At 70.3% G+C, this 17,704-nt stretch carries 19 protein-coding genes and 2 pseudogenes; 12 read left to right on the plus strand and 9 right to left on the minus strand.

The features are described 5' to 3' along the window. The first annotated feature begins 39 nt into the window (after positions 1–39). The 8 genes and pseudogenes from ACIQRW_RS03230 (at position 40) to ACIQRW_RS03265 (ending at position 8,211) form a co-directional block, all read left to right on the plus strand. Positions 40–783 carry an NrtR DNA-binding winged helix domain-containing protein gene (locus ACIQRW_RS03230; RefSeq protein WP_403753670.1) on the plus strand — a complete coding sequence of 248 codons (744 nt, stop codon included), beginning with the start codon at positions 40–42 and terminating at the stop codon, positions 781–783. Then, positions 784–1,089: pseudogene (locus ACIQRW_RS03235) on the plus strand (purine phosphorylase); the annotation flags it as partial. It lies immediately after the preceding gene. Continuing rightward, positions 1,082–1,405 (plus strand): annotated as a pseudogene (locus tag ACIQRW_RS03240) (hypothetical protein); the annotation flags it as partial. The pseudogenes ACIQRW_RS03235 and ACIQRW_RS03240, both read left to right, overlap by 8 nt. Positions 1,406–1,589: 184 nt before the next feature. Then, entirely contained in the window at positions 1,590–1,853 is a 264-nt protein-coding gene (locus tag ACIQRW_RS03245) for a hypothetical protein (protein WP_403753671.1), read from the plus strand. Next, positions 1,850–2,257, plus strand: a complete 408-nt coding sequence (locus tag ACIQRW_RS03250) for a type II toxin-antitoxin system VapC family toxin (RefSeq protein ID WP_403753674.1) — start codon at positions 1,850–1,852, stop codon at positions 2,255–2,257. Before ACIQRW_RS03245 ends, ACIQRW_RS03250 begins: the two co-directional genes overlap by 4 nt. 299 nt (positions 2,258–2,556) lie before the next feature. Further along, positions 2,557–3,123 carry a Uma2 family endonuclease gene (locus ACIQRW_RS03255; RefSeq protein WP_403753677.1) on the plus strand — a complete coding sequence of 189 codons (567 nt, stop codon included), beginning with the start codon at positions 2,557–2,559 and terminating at the stop codon, positions 3,121–3,123. Positions 3,124–3,288: 165 nt separating this feature from the next. Beyond that, a complete protein-coding gene (locus ACIQRW_RS03260) occupies positions 3,289–4,740 on the plus strand; it encodes a CBS domain-containing protein (protein WP_403753680.1) in 1,452 nt (483 codons plus the stop codon). A 249-nt stretch (positions 4,741–4,989) separates the two neighbouring features. Then, positions 4,990–8,211 (plus strand): tetratricopeptide repeat protein, encoded by a 3,222-nt coding sequence (locus tag ACIQRW_RS03265; protein ID WP_403753682.1) that lies wholly within the window; start codon positions 4,990–4,992, stop codon positions 8,209–8,211. A gap of 184 nt (positions 8,212–8,395) precedes the next feature. Here the strand turns inward: ACIQRW_RS03265 and ACIQRW_RS03270 are convergent, their stop codons facing one another. Both ACIQRW_RS03270 and mca read right to left on the minus strand, forming a co-directional pair. Beyond that, a complete protein-coding gene (locus ACIQRW_RS03270) occupies positions 8,396–8,635 on the minus strand; it encodes a hypothetical protein (protein ID WP_403753685.1) in 240 nt (79 codons plus the stop codon). Position 8,636: 1 nt separating this feature from the next. Continuing rightward, positions 8,637–9,518 carry a mycothiol conjugate amidase Mca gene (gene mca / locus ACIQRW_RS03275; protein ID WP_265599659.1) on the minus strand — a complete coding sequence of 294 codons (882 nt, stop codon included), beginning with the start codon at positions 9,516–9,518 and terminating at the stop codon, positions 8,637–8,639. 214 nt (positions 9,519–9,732) lie between these two features. Here mca and ACIQRW_RS03280 point away from each other — a divergent pair, with 214 nt between their 5' ends. Further along, a complete protein-coding gene (locus ACIQRW_RS03280; RefSeq protein ID WP_403753688.1) occupies positions 9,733–10,149 on the plus strand; it encodes a DUF4307 domain-containing protein in 417 nt (138 codons plus the stop codon). A 183-nt stretch (positions 10,150–10,332) separates the two neighbouring features. Further along, the gene (greA, locus tag ACIQRW_RS03285) at positions 10,333–10,830 is read left to right on the plus strand and encodes a transcription elongation factor GreA (protein WP_403753691.1); all 498 of its coding nucleotides are present in this window, start codon (positions 10,333–10,335) and stop codon (positions 10,828–10,830) included. Between the two features lie 173 nt (positions 10,831–11,003). Here the strand turns inward: greA and ACIQRW_RS03290 are convergent, their stop codons facing one another. The 4 genes from ACIQRW_RS03290 to ilvA form a co-directional block, all read right to left on the minus strand. Next, positions 11,004–11,819, minus strand: coding sequence for a DUF899 domain-containing protein (locus tag ACIQRW_RS03290; RefSeq protein WP_403753694.1), 816 nt, complete (start codon positions 11,817–11,819; stop codon positions 11,004–11,006). Positions 11,820–11,849: 30 nt separating this feature from the next. Next, a complete protein-coding gene (locus tag ACIQRW_RS03295; RefSeq protein ID WP_403753697.1) occupies positions 11,850–12,713 on the minus strand; it encodes an ABC transporter permease in 864 nt (287 codons plus the stop codon). After that, positions 12,710–13,732 carry an ATP-binding cassette domain-containing protein gene (locus ACIQRW_RS03300; RefSeq protein WP_403753700.1) on the minus strand — a complete coding sequence of 341 codons (1,023 nt, stop codon included), beginning with the start codon at positions 13,730–13,732 and terminating at the stop codon, positions 12,710–12,712. The genes ACIQRW_RS03295 and ACIQRW_RS03300 overlap by 4 nt, the downstream gene beginning before the upstream one ends. Positions 13,733–13,882: 150 nt before the next feature. Further along, entirely contained in the window at positions 13,883–15,112 is a 1,230-nt protein-coding gene (gene ilvA, locus ACIQRW_RS03305; RefSeq protein WP_403753703.1) for a threonine ammonia-lyase, read from the minus strand. Positions 15,113–15,269: 157 nt separating this feature from the next. Between ilvA and ACIQRW_RS03310 the strand changes: the two genes are divergently transcribed. Then, the gene (locus tag ACIQRW_RS03310; RefSeq protein ID WP_403753706.1) at positions 15,270–15,800 is read left to right on the plus strand and encodes a MarR family winged helix-turn-helix transcriptional regulator; all 531 of its coding nucleotides are present in this window, start codon (positions 15,270–15,272) and stop codon (positions 15,798–15,800) included. Positions 15,801–15,831: 31 nt separating this feature from the next. Here the strand turns inward: ACIQRW_RS03310 and ACIQRW_RS03315 are convergent, their stop codons facing one another. The 3 genes from ACIQRW_RS03315 to ACIQRW_RS03325 form a co-directional block, all read right to left on the minus strand. Then, positions 15,832–16,098: a DUF4235 domain-containing protein gene (locus ACIQRW_RS03315; protein WP_403753709.1), complete on the minus strand. Its 267-nt coding sequence runs from the start codon at positions 16,096–16,098 to the stop codon at positions 15,832–15,834. Next, positions 16,095–16,562, minus strand: a complete 468-nt coding sequence (locus tag ACIQRW_RS03320) for a DUF3618 domain-containing protein (RefSeq protein ID WP_403753712.1) — start codon at positions 16,560–16,562, stop codon at positions 16,095–16,097. The genes ACIQRW_RS03315 and ACIQRW_RS03320 overlap by 4 nt, the downstream gene beginning before the upstream one ends. 75 nt (positions 16,563–16,637) lie before the next feature. Further along, positions 16,638–16,817 carry a hypothetical protein gene (locus ACIQRW_RS03325; RefSeq protein WP_403753715.1) on the minus strand — a complete coding sequence of 60 codons (180 nt, stop codon included), beginning with the start codon at positions 16,815–16,817 and terminating at the stop codon, positions 16,638–16,640. A 367-nt stretch (positions 16,818–17,184) separates the two neighbouring features. On the opposite strand from ACIQRW_RS03325, the gene ACIQRW_RS03330 reads away from it, so the two are divergent. Beyond that, a complete protein-coding gene (locus ACIQRW_RS03330; RefSeq protein WP_210933683.1) occupies positions 17,185–17,538 on the plus strand; it encodes a PRC-barrel domain-containing protein in 354 nt (117 codons plus the stop codon). The last annotated feature ends 166 nt before the right edge of the window (positions 17,539–17,704 follow it).

A 17,704-nucleotide genomic window follows, 5' to 3' on the forward strand; every position in this document is an offset into this window, starting at 1 on the left:
TATTGTGAAGTTGACAATAACTGAGGTACCTTACACAGCATGCAAGATGACGCGTGGTCACCGCCCCCTGTACTGCTGACGGTCGATCTCGTGATCCTGACGCTGCGGGAGGGCCGCCTCCACGTGCTCGTGGTGGAGCGGGGTGAAGACCCCTTCCGAAGCATGCCCGCCCTGCCCGGAGGATTCCTGAACCACGATCGCGAGGAGATCCTGGATGCCGCCCACCGCGAACTGAACGAGGAAACAGCCCTGGCATCCAGCTGGGTACACCTTGAGCAGTTGGCCGTGTACGGAGAATCGAATCGCGACCCCCGGGGCCGAGTCGTTTCCGTGGCGCACCTGGCGATCGCACCAGGGCTACCCGACCCGGTCGCGGGAACGGATGCCACCGATGCCTCCTGGGTTCCCGCGGAAGCCGTGCTGTCGGGGGAGGTGGAACTCGCCTTCGACCACCGTCGAATCGCCACGGACGGGATCGAACACGCCCGTACCAAGCTTGAGTTCTCGTCGCTGGCCACGGCGTTCTGCGGGGAGGAGTTCACCATCGCAGAGCTGCAACAGGTGTACGAGGCAGTCTGGGGCACCGAACTCGACACTCGCAATTTCTACCGGAAGGTCCAAGCCGCGAAGGGATTCATCATTCCCGTCGGGACGGACCGCAGGAGCACGGGCGGGCGACCGGCACGGCTGTACCGGGCCGGTCCAAAAACCGTCCTGTTCCCACCGCTGATCCAACCCGCGCCGTCCGCTACGGAAGAGAACCCGAACGGGGAAGAGGAATAGATGCCGAAAGGCCCGGTGGTGATTCTCACCGCCCTCAATCTCGAGTACCAGGCCGTGCGCCAGAAGCTGGCGAGCCCGCAGGCGCACCTCCACGAGCGTGGCACCCGGTTCGAAGTGGGAACCGTGCAGGGTACGTCGTGCCGTGTCGCACTTGGCCTGACAAGCAAAGGAAACCACTCCGCCGCAGTGATCGCCGAACGCGCGATTCAGGAGTTCTCGCCGGCGGCCGCGCTGTTCGTTGGGGTCGCCGGCGCCTTATGGGACGCCACCAGGCTGGGTGACGTGGTTGTGGCGTCACACCTATTTGGTCAATGACGAGAAGATCTCGGCGATCGGCTGCTACGTCCGCGATCGGCTGGGGCCGCGTCTGGGGGAACTCGCCTCTGCCAGGGGCGCATTGTTCGGGTGGGAGGTCTATAACCGCGATGTTGCGGGCCGCGCCATGCGTAAGCGGCTTCAGACAGCAGTGGACCTGTTCACGTTTCTGATCCTGCCCATGGTCTGCATGATCGCGTTCTGGTCCTCCCCCACCGTTCACCTCTTACTCGTGCTCACCTCACTTGTGCAGACGCTCACCCTGGCAGCGCTGGGCTGGCAGTTCCTGCGCCGTGCGGAGGCGTAGCACTTGCCCTGCCGCAGGGCGAGCTCCGATCTGATCACTCGATCGAAGGCGGCGCTTCCGCCGAACATGCCCTAGGTCCGGACAGTGACTTTCAGCGGTTCCGGCGATGCCTCCGCCGGCCGTCAGTCCGGCGGGTACACGGACGATCTCGCGCATGTAATAGAGATGGTCTTACACTGATCCCATGAAGCAGAATCGTTCGGGAGTCACTGAGAACATCTCCGTGTCCATGCCTTCCGAGCTGGTCAGTGAAGTCCGATCAAGGACCGGCCGCCGGGGGCTCTCCGGCTACGTCACCGAGGCTGTCAGGCACCAGCTCGCCATGGACGGGCTCGCTGAGATCGTCGCGGCCCACGAAGAAGAGCACGGCGCGCTCACGGAGCAGGAGATCGAAGCCGCACGTCGCGAGCTGTTCGCGGACGAGAACACGGAGCGGGGCGCCGCGTGAAGGAGCAGTCGGCCCGCTCGCTGGTGCTCGACTCCGAGGCGCTCTCCCTGCTCCTGCGCAACGACCGCGGCATGGCGGCTCGCATCGAGGCATCCCGGCAGGTCGGGGTTCCCGTCCTCGTGTCTGCGCTGACCATCGTCGAAGCCGTACACGGCAAGACCGATCCTGCGCGGTTGACGTGGGTGCTCTCCCGACTGCGGGTGGAACCGGTCACCCAGGAGGACTCCCTGACCGCCGTGGCGCTGCTTCAGGACGCAGGCGGGCTGCATGGGCGCAAGTACGCGATCGACGCCCTCGTCGCCGCGCTCGCGCTCCGCGTCCCGGCCCCCGCGATCGTTCTGACCTCCGACCGTGACGATTGGTCCAAGCTCTGCGGTAAGCGCGTGATCATCAGAGACGTATAGGCAGCACGGCCACATCCCGCCTCGGGCGATCACAGCCAACAGCCGACGGGGATGCCGGCGTGCTGGAGGAGATAAGGCGAGCTCACACCAGCCGACCGGTTCATACGCCCAGCCTCTCAGAGCGTCTGCCACGACCGGTGAAACACTGACGCGCCCACCTCACTCGGCCGAATGGCACTTATGCGCCATGACATGGTGGGCGGCTCCTTCCCTTCCGAGTCGGGCAGCCCGGCGCCTCGGAACAGTACGCTTGGCGCAGCAGCGCCGGACCTGCCGAGGCCTCTCGAAGGAGGTACACCATGACCGCCGAGATGGTGGCGCCCGCGTGGATGCATACGCAGATCAGCGCGGAGCAGTACGACTCCTGGTCCGCGGAGCAGTGCGCCGGCATCGAGATCGTGGACGGGATGGTCGTCGTGAGCCCGAGCGCCTCCAAGCGCCACAACCGGCTGGCCCGCATCCTGGCCAACGCCCTGGACGCGGCTGCGGGCCCGGACTGGAACGCCGACACGGACTTCGACGTCCGCCTGCAGGACGTTCCGCTCACCAACCGCCGTCCTGACGTCATCGTCTACCAGTCGGAAACGATCGACCTCACGCCCACCCGCCCCGAGCACGTACTCCTGGTCGTCGAGGTCGTGTCGCCCGGATCGGAGACCACGGACCGCATCGTGAAGGTGGATCAGTACGCCAAGGCCGGCATCCCCTTCTACTGGCGGATCGAGCAGGCCGCGACGGGTGTCCCGATCGTCTACACCTACGTTCTCGATCCTGCCACCAAGGCGTACCGGGACGGCGAGATGTTCACCGGTGCGATCAACGCCGCCGCGCCCTTCCCCGTCGCCGTCGACCTCGGGACGTTGTGAGGAACGACGTACTCGTTCGGCGCGCGAGCATCCGCAGGGCCACTGGGCCCGTGCGAGGTTCTTCGTACGGTGACATCAGCGGAGAGAGGCGTACCCGGCGCCACGAAGTCCGCCTCTGCGATGATCGGGAGGTCTTGAGGCAGGACCGCACCGGGGGAGAGACTGATGACTGATTCCGCGCAGGGCGACGGTACGGAAGAACCTCTGGGGCGAGCCTCCTATCTGTTCGAAGGGCGCCGGGTCCTGGTCTCCGACCTCGTTGCCGTCGGGCTGCTGAAGGCAGGCACACGGCTCGCTTTCCCGCGTAGGCGATCCGGGGAGGTGCATCTCGCCGAGGTGACCGCAGACGGCAGGATCGAACTGAGTGACGGACGCCGCTTCAAGTCCCCTTCCACTGCGGCTGCGGCAGCCACTGGGCGGGGCCCCTACGACGGATGGACCGCCTGGGAACTGGAGAACGGCGCCCTGCTGGACATCCTGAGACAGGAGCTCCTGGACTCAGTGGCGGAGCCACCTCTTCACAGCGGCCCTGCGGGGGACAGCTCCGCGGCTCGGCACGCCAGGCTCAAAGAGGCTCGGAAGCAGGCCGACGCGGGCACTCCCGTCACCCTCACCGTCCGCGACCTGCTGGACTGGTGGGGAGCGTCCCGCCGCGGCTACCTGGTGAGCGAGCAGATAGCCACCGAGCTGGCCAACCACGGCCTGTCCACCATGCCGGACTTCGCAGCCGTGGGGATCGACGACCGGGTCACCTTGACCGGGCCGTCCGTGGACCCGGAGGACGTCGCTGAAGAGGAGGGGCCGCCCGAGCAGCAGGCGCCGACAGAGACAGAGACGCCGAGGACGACCCGCGCGGCGGGACCCGCCGCCTCCGATGAGGAGGACAAAGGCGAACCGATCCAGGGGCAGACGGTCGGCAACCTGCCCTCGGCGCTCCGGGGAGTCGTGTCGGTCACCTCATCGGCGAGCTTCGAGGAAGTCTTCACCAAGATGCAGCTCAACGGGTACTCGCAGCTGCCCGTCCTGCAAGGAACGCGGAATCTTCAGGGGGCCGTCACCTGGGAATCCGTGGCCCTGGCTCGTCACACGGACAGCAATGCTCCATTTACCCGGGCCATCGTCAAGGCCCACGCCGTCAGCTACGCCGACCACCTGATCGATGTTCTCCCCTATCTGGAGCAGCACGGCTTCCTCTTGGTGCGGGACCAGACGAACCAGATCGCCGGAATCATCACGATCGCCGACGTGGCAGCCGAATACGGTGCCACGGCCAGGCCGTTCCTGCTCATCGGTGATCTCGACCGGCAACTGCGTCGGATCATCTCGGAAGGCATCGACCTTGCGGAAGTGATCAAGCTCTGTGATCCGGAGGGACTCCGCGGCCTCACCTCCTTCGGCCAGATGTCCTACGGCGACTACCAACGGGTGCTGAGCAATCCGAAGCAGTGGGACAGGCTCGGCTGGCCGCTGGACCGCAATTCCTTCACTGCTCACCTCGATGAACTGCGCGCGGTCCGCAACGAGTTGATGCACTTCAACGACAAGGACAAGGTTGGCGATGACGCCATTCCGAAGCTCCGCCACATGATCGAGTTGCTGCGCAACTACGGGGGATGAGGCGAGGCTGTCGGCCGCACCGGGACAACCCGCGTCGTTCTGGGCCTCCCGGTGGAGGACCAGGAGGAGGGCGGCGGCGAGCCGCAGGGGTGAGCCGTCCGGCCGCGGCTTGACTCTCCCCTTGCCCTGCGCCCCTCGCGCCGGGGCGCGCCACGCAGGACACTTGACCCCGACGCTTGGTATCTGACGCTTGGTACCCGACGCTCCGGAACCCGAGGTCCGGAGCGCGGCACTCGGAGGGGGACACATATGCGGGACAGCCATCGGGCGGAAGCCGAGAGGCTGTTGGTGCGCGCCGTGGAGGAGGAGACGCGGCGCACCGGCGGACGGACCGATGCCGGTGCGCTGATGTCGCGGGCGCGGGCCGCGCTCGACACCATGGCCGCCAGCGCGGGCGAGGAGTACGCCGCGTACACACGGGCGCTGGACTCGGTGGCGGCGGGAGAGCGCCCGCTCTCGGAGCGCTTCAGCAGAGCGACACTCGGAACGCCGCTGCTGGTGACGGGGGTTGCCGCTGCTGCCGCGTTCGGGGCGGATCTGGCGCTCGGCGCGAACACCGGCCTGGCGCTCGGCGCGGGCGCGGCCGTCGCGGTGGCCGGCACGGCGACGACCGTGGCGAAGGCGACCGCCTCGCACTGGCCGGCCGCCCACCGCCGCGCCGGAGCGGCCGGACAGCCGGGCGGGGCCGAGCAGTTGCGCCTCCAGTGGCTGTCCGCCCTGGAGGTACGGGGCATCCGCCCGTACCTGGACCAGCAGCGCATGCTGACGCCCGCCGCGCGCACCCCGAAGAAGCAGACCGCCCCGGTGGGGCGGCAGTCGCGCGGCGGGGACCGCAGCGCGGCGGCCCGCACCCGGGTGGTGCTGGAGCAGTCCTTCGGGCATCTCCCCAAGGCGGAGGGGCCGTTCACCGGGCGGCGGGCCGAGCTGGCGCAGATCGCCCAGTGGGTGCACGCGGCCCGCGCCTCGACGCGGACCCGGCCGACCGTCGTCGTGCTGCACGGTGAGCCGGGGGCGGGGCGTACGGCGCTCGCGGTGCGGGCCGCCCATGCGCTCAAGGACCAGTTCCGGGGTGCGTGCGTGGTCGATCTGCGTGGCCAGGTGGCCGGGGAGAGCCCGCTGCCGACCCGGGACGCCCTGCTGCACCTGTTGAACCGGCTGGGCGCGCCGCGCGAGCAGTTGCTGTTCAGGGAAGGCGCTTCGGCCGAGCAGCAGGTGCGGCGGCTCGGTGAGCTGTACCACCAGCACCTCACGGGGACGCCGGTCACGATCGTGCTCGACGACGCGACGGACGCCGGGCAGGTCCGCGCCCTGGTGCCGGAGCGCTCGGACAGTCTGGTGATCGTCACCGCCCGGGAGCCGCTGGAGCTGCCCGAGGACCTGCCGGCCTGGGTGCACCACCTGCCGGTCGGCCCGCTGGACGCGGCGGGCGCGGAGGAGCTGCTGCGCGAGGTCGCCGAGGAAGAGGAGGCCGGGCCCTACGACTACCCGTCCACGGACGCCGTCGTGGAGCTGTGCGGCGGGCTGCCGCTGGCGCTGCGGGCGGCCGGTTCCGCGCTGGGGGCGCGCAGTCGGCACACACTGGCGGAGGACTTGGGGGCGTACGGGCCCGTGGGCCCGGTGGAGCGGGCGCTGTGGCTGCGCTACACCGACCAGGGTGATCAGGCCCGTCGGCTGCTGCGGCGGCTCGCGCTGGCGGGCCGGGCGAGCCTGGGGGCGGCAGCGGCGGCGTCGCTGCTCGCGGCGGACGAGCAGGAGGCGGAGCGGCTGCTCACCGTGCTGACCCGGGCCGGGCTGCTCACCCGCGTACGGGGGTCGCGCTACCGGCTGCACGATCTGGTGCGGGCCTTCGCGCTGGCCCGGCTGCTGGACGAGGAGGAGCCGGCCGAGCGGGCGGCGGCGCAGGAGCGGCTGCTGACGAACTACGCGGAGTTGGCCGACGCGGTGATCCGGATGGTCGACGGGAAGATGTCGACCCGCGCCGGGCAGTTCGGCTCGCACGGTTTCGGTTCGCTGGACTCGGCGCTGCGCTGGCTGGACGACGAGTCGAGCTTCATCACGGCGGCGCTGCGGCACGCGGAGGGCGTCGACCAGGCGACGGTGCTGCATCTGCTGGGCGCCCTGTGCGACTACTGCCTGCTCCGCGGCGACCTGTACCGCCTGGGTGAGATCAGCGAGCTGACGCAGGCCGTGGACCAGGGGCTGCTGGGGCGGTCGGTGCAGTGGCGTACGGGTATCGCGGCCCGGCAGCTCGGCGAGCTGGACAAGGCCCGCACCACGCTGTCCTCCGTCGTCGGGCTGTACCACGAGGCGCAGAACGACGCGGGCGAGGCGTTGGCGCTGTGCTCGCTCGGCATCACCCTGCACCACCAGGGCAATCTGACGGAGGCGGCGGCCCGGCTCGGCGAGGCGCTGGCGCTCCAGTCGTCCGAGGCGCAGGCGGAGGACCGGGCCTGGACCCTGCACGCCCTGGCGGCCGTGGAGCGCGACCGGGGCGATCTGGCGCGGGCCCTGACCCTGCTGGCCGACGCTCTGCGGCTGCACCGGGAGGGCGAGTCGCTGCACGGTGAGGCCTGGACGCAGTTCCAGCTGGGGCAGGTGCGGCTGCGGACCGGCGAGGTCGCCCCGGCCGAGGAGGCGCTGAACATCGCCCTGGAGCTGTACGGGCGCACCCGCGACGGACGCGGCGAGGCGTGGGCGCTCACCCAGCTGGCCCGGGCCCGGCTGCTGGACGGCGATCCGGCGGCCGCCCTGGAGCAGTTGCGCGACGCGCTGGACCGGCACCGGGACAACGAGGACGCGCGGGGCGAGGCCTGGACCCTGTACTACTTGGGGCAGGCGCTGGAGGAGGAGGGGGACACCGATCAGGCGGTGCGTGAGCTGGAGCGGTCCCGCACGATGTTCTCGCGGATGCGGGACGTGTACGGGCTGGCGTGCGCCCGGCACCATTCGGGCCGGGTGACCCGGGACCAGCGGGCCGCGCAGACGGGCAACCTGCGCAATTCGGGGTTCGCCCGGCAGTTGCTGATGGACGCGCGGGCCGACTTCCGGCGGATCAAGGTGCCGTACGGGGAGGCGTGGGCATGCGTGGAGCTGGCGTTGATCGACGCGGGCAACGGGCGTGCGCCGCAGGCCCTGGAGCTGTGCGGGGAGGCGGCGGAGCTGTTCGCCTCGTACGGGGACGCGCGGGGCGGCGACTGGGCCCGGTTCCTGCGCTGCACGCTGCTGCCGTACGCCTCGCCCGGGGGCATCGAGGTGGGCACAGTGGTGGCGCAGCAGGAGCTGGCCGAGCTGATCGAGGGCCGGCATCCGGCGCGGGACGGCAAGCTGGAGCAGTCCGCGGCGGCGTTCGCGGTGGCGCTGGAGCGGGGCGTGGACCTGGAGGACGGCTGGCAGGCGTGGCGGCTCGGGCTGACCCCGACCCGCGCCGCCGGCCAGATCATGGGCGTCACGGCGGAGCCGGCCCGACCTTGACGACACGCCCGTGACGGCACGCCCGTCACGACACGGGCGTGACCGGGCGGGCATGACCGGGCGGACCTGCGCGGACAGACCTTCGCGGACGGGCGTCGGAGACCGGCGCCCGTCCGGTCACGGGCCGACGGGCGTCCGTCACCGGGGCCGGACGCCCTTCCCGTACGCGCGGCCCCGGCGCGGGTTACTTCCGGGGTGCTGCCGCCCCGTCGGCGGCGGGCTCGGCGGCCACCGCGTCCGGGTCGGGGGCCTCCTCGAAGTTGACCTTGCCCATGTGGCGGTTCATCGACTTCATCAGGGCCCACACGCCGACGGCGAGCGCCGCGAAGACGAGGAAGCCGAGGACGCCGGGGGTGACCTTGTTCTTGTCGAGCTCTTCGGCGGCGAGCGGGACGAGGTGCGTCAGTGCCTGGGTCGCGTACATATCAGGCATTGTCGCGGATGCCCGCGAAGAGGTCGCTCTCGGGGAGGGAGGTATCGACCAGAGACTTCGCCAGCTCGTACTCCTCGGTGGGCCACACCTCGCGCTGGATGTCCATCGGGACCCGGAACCAGCCGCCCTCGGGGTCGATCTGCGTGGCGTGCGCGATGAGCGCCTTGTCGCGGATCTCGTAGAACTCGTCGCAGGGAACGTGCGTGGTCAGCGTGCGTTCCACGCGCTCGAACTCCTCCCAGCGCTCCAGCCACTCGCCGTACGGGGACTCCAGGCCCCGGGCGAGGAGCGCCTCGTGCAGGGCGACGGTGCGCGGCCGGTTGAAGCCCTGGTTGTAGTAGAGCTTCTTCGGCTCCCAGACGGGGCCGAACTCGTCCTCCGGGAACCGCTCCGCGTCGGCCGCACCGTCGAACGCGATCATCGAGATCGTGTGCGTCATGATGTGGTCGGGGTGCGGGTAGCCGCCGTTCTCGTCGTACGTGGTGATGACCTGCGGCCGGAACGCGCGGATCTTCGCCACCAGGCGTCCTGCGGCGACCTCGGGGTCCTCCAGGGCGAAGCAGCCCTCGGGCAGCGGCGGCAGCGGGTCGCCCTCGGGCAGCCCGGAGTCGACGAATCCGAGCCACTCCTGCTGGACGCCCAGGATCTCCCGGGCCTCGTCCATCTCCTTCTTGCGCACCTCGTGGATGTTCTTCTCGATGTACGCGTCGCCCTGGAGCTTCGGGTTGAGGATGGAGCCGCGCTCGCCTCCCGTGCAGGTCACGACCAGCACGTCCACCCCCTCGGACACGTACTTGGCCATGGTGGCCGCGCCCTTGCTCGACTCGTCGTCGGGGTGGGCGTGAACGGCCATCAGTCGCAGCTGCTCAGTCAAAGCTCGATCCTCAGTCATTGGTCGCTCTGGTCGATCATGGGTCGGTCAGGTCGATCCGGGTCGCTGTCGAAGCCGGTCCGGGTCTCTGTCTCAAGAGGTGCCGCGCCCGCGCGGCATCGATATGGGGCGCGGTCGGACGCCGGGCGGGCGGCTTCTATAGTGACTGAACGAGGGGCCGGAAAATTCCTCGATGCCCGGTCCGGAGGGAACGATCATGACGACGGTTCGTGAGGCCCTGCCCGAGGGGCGGTACGGCCGGACCGAGGATCAGCGTGCGGACCGCAAGCTGAAGATCGTCGGATCGGTCCTGGGCGTCGCCCTGCTCGGCGTGATCGGGTGGATCGGCTTCGACTACGTCGGCGGCCAGGGCATCAGCGCCGAGATGATCAAGTTCAAGGTCGTCTCCGACGCCCGGGCCGATGTCCACCTGGAGGTTCGCAAGGACCGCGACGGCCACGGCTACTGCCTGGTGCGGGCGCTCAGCGAGGACGGTTCCGAGGTGGGCCGCAAGGAGGTCCGCTTCGACCGGGCCGAGGACCGGATCGACGAGGTCGTGACCGTGGTGACCCGGTCCAGGGCGACCGCGGTCGAGCCGATGGGCTGCACCGCCGACGACGGCCCGACCGGCTGATTCCTGTCGCACCCCTGTGACCTGCGACGATACGGGTCACATCGGCCGGTTGAGGGGTGTGACGGTTTACCTTCTCCCCCTTTTCCTGCGGAATTGTTAGGCTCGTGGTTTCGCCCACCCGGAGAAGCACATGCTTCTGGGTAGGGCGATGCTTTGTATTCCCAGCACCGACGAGGAGCACCTGTGACCCAGACCAGCGAAAACGTCACCTGGCTCACGCAGGAGGCGTACAACCAGCTCAAGGCCGAGCTGGAGTACCTGTCTGGTCCCGCGCGCACGGAGATCGCCGTCAAGATCGCGGCGGCCCGTGAGGAGGGTGACCTCCGGGAGAACGGCGGGTACCACGCGGCCAAGGAGGAGCAGGGCAAGATGGAGCTGCGGGTGCGCCAGCTGACCCAGCTCCTGGAGCACGCGAAGGTCGGCGAGGCGCCGGCCGACGACGGCGTGGTCGAGCCCGGAATGGTCGTCACGATCGCCTTCGACGGCGATGAGAGCGACACGCTGACCTTCCTGCTCGCCTCCCGTGAGTACGCCAGCACGGAGATCGAGACGTACTCCCCGCAGTCCCCGCTCGGCCTCGGCGTCAACGGCAAGCGGACGGGCGACGACGCGGACTACGAGCTGCCGAACGGCAAGACGGCCTCGGTGAAGATCCTGGCGGCGAAGCCCTACACCGGCTGATCCGGCCGCATCACGACGGAACGACACGGGAGCCCCGGCCACGGACGGCCGGGGCTCCCGCGCGTCGTGCACGTCGTACGGCCGGGGCTCCCGCGCTTCGTGCACGTCGGACGGCCGGGGCTCCCGCGCGTCACCGGCCGCCGTACGCACCCGGGCCGTTCCCGCGGGCCGGGTCAGGAGCAGTCGCCGGTGCGGCCGAGGGTCTCCTCGGGCGTCACGCCGGGGCGGGTCCACTGCGGGGTGGGGCGGCTGGCCGGGCCCCAGCTCGCGGTCCCGTCCGCGTCGGTGCGCCAGTACCAGCAGACCTGGCCGCCCTCGCCCGGATAGCCGTCGCGGACCCGTCCGATCGCGGGCCGGCCCTCGGGCCGGTCCTCCCACGCCTCGCCGCGGCCGTAGGGCGTCAGATCGAGCAGGCCGAAGGAGCCGTTGGCCGACTCGATTCCGCGGCCGGTCGTGGAGTAGGTGAGGAACACGCGCCCGCCCTCGCGCAGGAAGCAGGCGAGGTGTCCCATCTCGCCGCCGATCGGCGCGTCCAGGCCGCGCACCGAGTACCAGGGCTGGGTGTAGCCCATGAACGCGGTGTAGGCGGCCACCTCGTCCCAGGAGGCCGTGGTCAGGACGGCGAACGAGACGCCCCGGGCGTTGAGGTAGACGGCGTCCCTCATGTGCCAGACCGCGTCGGTGCAGCCCTCGCACTGGCCCTGGTGCGGTGCGCCGTCGTACCACATGTGCTGGTAGACGACGAGCTCCCGGCGGCCCTGGAAGAGGTCCAGGAAGGGGACGGGGCCCTCGGGTCCGACGACCTCGACCGTCCCGTCGACCTCCACCATCGGCAGCCGGCGGCGGGCCGCGGCGAGCGCGTCGCCCTGGCGGGTGTGGGCCTTCTCCCGAGCCAGGAGCTCGTCCCGGGCGGCCTGCCAGGTGGCCTGGTCGACGACGGGCGGGGCACCTGGCAGCTCGGTGGCCGGGTCGTCCGGTGCGCTGGTCATGGTGTCCTCCGTGGTGTCACGTGGCGGGCGTCAGACGGCGGCCGAGCGGTATTTGCGGACCGCGAGGGTGCGGAAGACCACGATGATCAGCACCGACCAGATGACCGAGGCGAGGATCGGGTGCTCCATCGGCCAGGCCCCGGTGACGGACTGCGGCACGCCCGGCATCGTGTTCCCGAAGAGCTCGCGGGCCCCGGCCACCGTGGCGCTGAACGGGTTCCACTCGGCGACGTGCTGGAGGAACGTCGGCATGCCGGTGACCGGCACGAAGGCGTTCGAGATGAACGTCAGCGGGAACAGCCAGATCAGGCCGCCGGAGGTCGCCGCCTCCGGGGTGCGCACGGACAGGCCGATCAGGGCGCCGATCCAGGAGAACGCGTAGCCGAGAAGGAGCAGCAGCAGGAAGCCGCAGATCACCTTGCCGATGTTCTCGTGGGTGCGCCAGCCGACGATCAGGGCGACTCCCGCGAGCACGACGAGGGTGAGCGTGGTCTGGACGAGGTCGGCGAGCGTCCGTCCGGTGAGGACCGCGCCCCGGGCCATGGGCAGCGACCGGAAGCGGTCGATGAGCCCCTTGTGCATGTCGTCGGCGATGCCGGCGCCGGCGCCCGCGGTGGCGAAGGTGACGGTCTGGGCGAAGATGCCCGCCATCAGGAACTCCTTGTACAGCTGCGGGTCGGTCGAGCCGCCGATGCTGATGGAGCCGCCGAAAACGTAGGTGAAGAGCACCACGAACATGATCGGCTGGATCAGTCCGAAGATCACCATCTCGGGGATCCGGGTCATCCGGATCAGATTCCGCTTGGCGACGACGAGGGAGTCCTTCACGGACTGCGTGACGCCCCCGGCGGGGCGAGGGAGCAACGAGGGGGCGTCCTTGGCGATCTCGCTCACCGGGTGTCCTCCTTGCTCCGGGGGTCGGGGGAACGTTCCGCTACCGCTCCGTCGGGCTCCTCGTCCCCGTTCTCGTGAACCTCGGCGGCGTGGCCGGTGAGGGAGAGGAAGACGTCGTCCAGGGTGGGCCTGCGCAGGGCGATGTCGTCGATCTCCACGCCCTGGGCGTCCAGGTCGCGGATGATCTCGGCCAGCAGCTTGGCCCCGCCGCTGACCGGGGCGGTCAGCTTGCGGGAGAGCTGGGCGACGGTGACCTCTCCCTTGCCGAGTGCGGTCAGCACGGACCGGGCGCGCTCGATCTCGTCCGGGCGGTGCACGACGACCTCGACGCGCTCGCCGCCGGTGCGGGCCTTGAGCTGGTCGGAGGTACCGCGGGCGATGACCTTGCCGTGGTCGATGACGCAGATGTCATGGGCGAGGCGGTCGGCCTCCTCCAGGTACTGCGTGGTCAGCAGCAGGGTCGTACCGCCCGCCACCAGGTCCTCGATCACGTCCCAGAGCTGCTGCCGGTTGCGCGGGTCGAGGCCGGTCGTCGGCTCGTCCATGAACATCACGGGCGGCGACACGACGAGCGCCGCCGCGAGGTCGAGGCGCCGGCGCATACCGCCGGAGTACGTCTTGGCGGTGCGGTCGGCGGCGTCGCCGAGGTTGAACCGGTCCAGCAGGACGCCCGCCCGGGCCTTCGCGTCCCGGGCGCTCAGATGGTAGAGCTGCCCGACCATCTGGAGGTTCTCCCGGCCGGTCAGATACTCGTCGACCGCGGCGAACTGCCCGGAGAGCCCGATCGAGCGGCGTACCTCGTTGGGCTTTTTCAGTACGTCGATCCCGGCCACGACGGCGGTGCCGCTGTCCGGGCGCAGCAGCGTGGTCAGCACCCGTACGGCGGTGGTCTTGCCCGCACCGTTGGGCCCGAGCAGTCCGAGGACCGTGCCTTCGGGGACGTCGAGGTCGACGCCGTCGAGGGCTCGTACGTCGCCGAAGGTCTTCACCAGACCTTCGGCGTGGATCGCACCTGGCATGGAGGGGCTCCCCCGTCACTCGCGGATGGTGATGGTGTCGCCGGTGGCGGCCTTCCGCTCCGATCCTAGGATCGGCGGGCCGCCACCGCCCGGTGAACGGGCGCATCCCGGCCGCACCACGGCGCGATCAGTCCTTCCGCGGCGGGTTTCTCAGCCCATCACCCGGAAGCCCGCCGCCCTCAGCGCCGCCTCGACCTCCGCGCAGTGCTGCGGCCCCTTGGTCTCCAGATGCAGGTCGACCTCCGCCTCGGTCAGGCCGAGGCGCGGGTCGGTGCGCACATGGCTGATGTCGAGGACGTTGGCGTCGGCCACGGTCAGCGCGGCCAGCAGGGCGGCCAGCGCCCCCGGGCGGTCGGTGAGGCGCAGCCGCAGGCTCAGATAGCGGCCCGCGGCGGACATCCCGTGCCGCAGGATGCGCTGCATCAGCAGCGGGTCGACGTTGCCGCCGGACAGCACGGCCACCACCGGCCCCCGGAACGCCTTCGGGTCGCTGAGCAGCGCTGCCACCGGGCTGGCCCCGGCCGGTTCGACGACCAGCTTGGCCCGCTCCAGGCAGAGCAGCAGCGCACTGGACAGCTCGTCCTCGGTGACTGTGCGGACCTCGTCGACCAGCTCCTCGATCAGCCGATACGGTACGTCGCCGGGCCGGCCCACCTTGATGCCGTCGGCCATCGTGGTCGGGGAGTCGAGCGAGACGGGGTGCCCGGCGGCCAGGGATGGCGGGTAGCAGGCGGCCCCCTCGGCCTGGACGCCGATGATCCGGACGTCGGGGCGCAGGGCCTTCACCGCGACGGCGACGCCCGCGGCGAACCCGCCGCCGCCGATGCCGAGGACGATCGTGCGGACCTCGGGGCACTGCTCCAGGATCTCCAGCCCGACGGTGCCCTGGCCCGCGATGATGTCGGGGTGGTCGAAGGGGTGGATGAAGACCGCGCCGGTCTCCTCCGCGTACCGCTCGGCGGCGGCGAGGGTCTCGTCGACGACCTGGCCGTGCAGCCGCACCTCGGCCCCGTACTCCCGGGTCGCGGCGACCTTGGGCAGGGGCGCCCCGACGGGCATGAAGACCGTGGAGCGTACGCCGAGGAGCGACGAGGCGAGGGCGACGCCCTGGGCGTGGTTCCCGGCGCTGGCGGCGACCACCCCGGCCGCCCGTTCCACCGGGGTGAGGCCGGAGATCCGGACGTAGGCGCCGCGCAGTTTGAAGGAGCCGGTGCGCTGGAGGTTCTCGCACTTGAGGTGCACCGGGGAGCCGACCAGCTCGGTCAGATGGCGGCTGCCCTCCAGGGCGGTCACCCGCGCCACCCCGGACAGCATCTTCTGCGCACCCCGGACGTCGTCGAGGATCAGGGCCGGGTGGCGGGCGGTCGCGCGGAAGCTCATGTCCGCAAGTCTTGCAGCTCCGAGCGGGCGCGGCGGACTTGTCTCATGGCGGCCTGCGGTGGTGTCCGCAGGTTTGTGCGGCACTGGTACGCGTTGCCCCGGGGCCGCGTACTCTGTCCCCCACCCATCCGACACCGCACGAAGAGAGCCCCCGGCCATGCCCCCTCAGGACATGACGACTGCTGCGTCTCCTTCCGGGGGCGCCGCCCCCGAACACCCGGGCCCCGACCGCCTGCTGGACTCCCTCCAGCACCAGGTGGCGGTCTTCGCCCGCCGTGCCGAGCAGACCCGCCTCGGCGGTGTCGGCCAGGTCCGCAACTCGATGGACCGGGCGGCGTACCTGCTGCTGAACCGGCTGGACCGGGAAGGTCCGATGGGCGTCAAGGCGCTGGCGGCCGGGATGGGCATCGACTCCTCGACGGTGACGCGACAGGTCGCGCCGCTCGTCGACACCGGTCTGGTGAAGCGCACGTCGCATCCGGAGGACGGCCGGGCCGTGGTGCTCCAGCTCTCGCCGCGCGGTCAGGCCCGGCTGGAAGAGGTCCGGGCCTCGCGGCGCGAGCTGATGTCCCAGGTGACGGACGGCTGGTCGCAGGAGGAGCGGGACACGTTCTGCGCCCTGCTCACCCGTTTCAACGGGTCGTTGGCCGCCCGGCAGGCCGCGTACCAGCCGCCGGGGACCGACTGACGGGGGCGCGGGCGGCGGCCAGCCCCGGGGGTCACGCCGGCCAGGTGCCCGTGACGCGCCTGGTCACCTGGGCGCCCGAGCGTTCGACGGCGGCCTTGACCACGGAGAAGATCGCCCCCTGTACGGCGGCTGCGAGGAGGATCTGCCGCCACGAGCGGCCCTCGTCGAGAGCGTCGGGCGCGTCGCCCTCGCCCTCGATGAGTTTCCACGTCTGTTTGAAGGCGGCGCCCGCGATCATCCCGCTGACAGCACCCAGGACCAGGCCGACCGGCTTGTAGGCGATCTTGGTCCCCTTCATCGGTTGCGTCCGCGGCTGTGGCGTACCAGCAGGAAGGCGACCAGCAGGGCACTGCCCGTGAGGAGCGGGGCGCGGTTGGCGCGGACAGCCGTCGCGGCTCGCTCCGCCCTTTCCCGCAGAGGATCGGGAGCCTTCACCGCCGCGTACTGACCGGCGCGCACCGTACGCTCACGCAGCTGCGCGGTGACCCGCGCGGTCTCTTCCAGCACGGCGTCGGGTGTCCTGTCCTTCACCCGCTGCGCGGCCTGTTCCGTCAGGTGGCGCATGCGGCCGGATGCCGTCCCGGCCTTCCCGGCGGCCCGCTCCTGCACCGCGGCGACCTCGTCCTTCGCCTGCCCCGTGAGGTCGGCCTTCGCCGCGAGCGCCTCGACGGTCTGCCCGAGCTTGTCGCGCGTTCGCTCCATCTGTTCGCGCAGTTCCTCAGGGGTGGGCGTGCCCGTGTTGTCGTGCGATGCGTCGTTCATCGGTGTGCCTTCTCCGTCGGTGTGCCTTCTCCCGGGGGCCGGGGCTGGGCCGGGGCCGTGGTGCCTGCGGGTGCCTCAGCGCCTGCGCGAGCCGCCGATCCTGCTTCCGGCGCCCACGCCCGCGACGTGCAGGGCGAGGAGCGCGAGGCCGATCAGCATCACATTGCCCGACGCGAACACGTCGTTGGTGGAAATGTCGGCAGCGTTGATAAGGAATGCGACGAAGAACAGAACTGCGGCTGCTATACCCAGCATGGGAGTTGCTCCTTCGAGTCGTGTTCGTCCGTGTGCCCGGCATCGGGAAAATCCGGGTGCCCGGCATCGGGAAAAGTAGGCCTCGATACGGAAAAATCCTCAGCGCCGGAGTCGATCGACGAGGCTCGTGAACCGACCTGGTGCAGGTTGCCCGACTTCCCTGAAATCGGGGCGGAAAACAACCGATTCCGTGGGCGTATGCCGGATGGTCCGGGGCAGGAGGCTGATCAGCGGTCGCTGAGGCAAAGGGCGGATCGCCAGAAGCGGGAGCGAGAGAGCGAACCAGCGTCGGCGCCGCCCCGACGGCCGCTCCGAACACGTCCATTCCTTATCCATACGAACGAAGGAATTTCCCATGAGTGACAACATGAGTGACAACCTGTGGGGTTACCAGCCGAATGTCGGCCACACCGCCGGTACCGATCTGATCGGCTACAAGGTCGAGGCGACGGACGGCGGAATCGGCAAGGTCGACAAGCACTCCGACGATGTCACGTCCTCGTATCTGGTGGTCGACACCGGCGTATGGATTTTCGGCAAGCACGTTCTGCTCCCGGCGGGCACGGTGAGCCGGATCGACAGCGACGAGAAGAAGGTCTACCTGGACCTCACCAAGGACCAGGTCAAGGACTCTCCGGAATTCGACAAGGACAAGCACATCGGCGACACGGAATTCCACCGCACGACCGGCGAGTACTACGGCCGCCACCGCCGCGTCTGACGCGACGCCCAGCAGAACGGCGGGGGGGGGGGGGGGGGGGGGTGGGCCCCCCCCCCCCCCCCGGGGGGGGGGGGGGGGGGCGCCCCCCCCCCCCCCCCCCCCCGCCCCGGTGTTTTTCGGCCGGGGGCGGGGGAAGGGGGGGGAAAGGACACCCACAACCAGAGGA

It is taken from the genome of Streptomyces sp. NPDC091287 (assembly GCF_044768525.1).
In the GTDB taxonomy this organism is placed as follows: Bacteria; Actinomycetota; Actinomycetes; order Streptomycetales; family Streptomycetaceae; genus Streptomyces.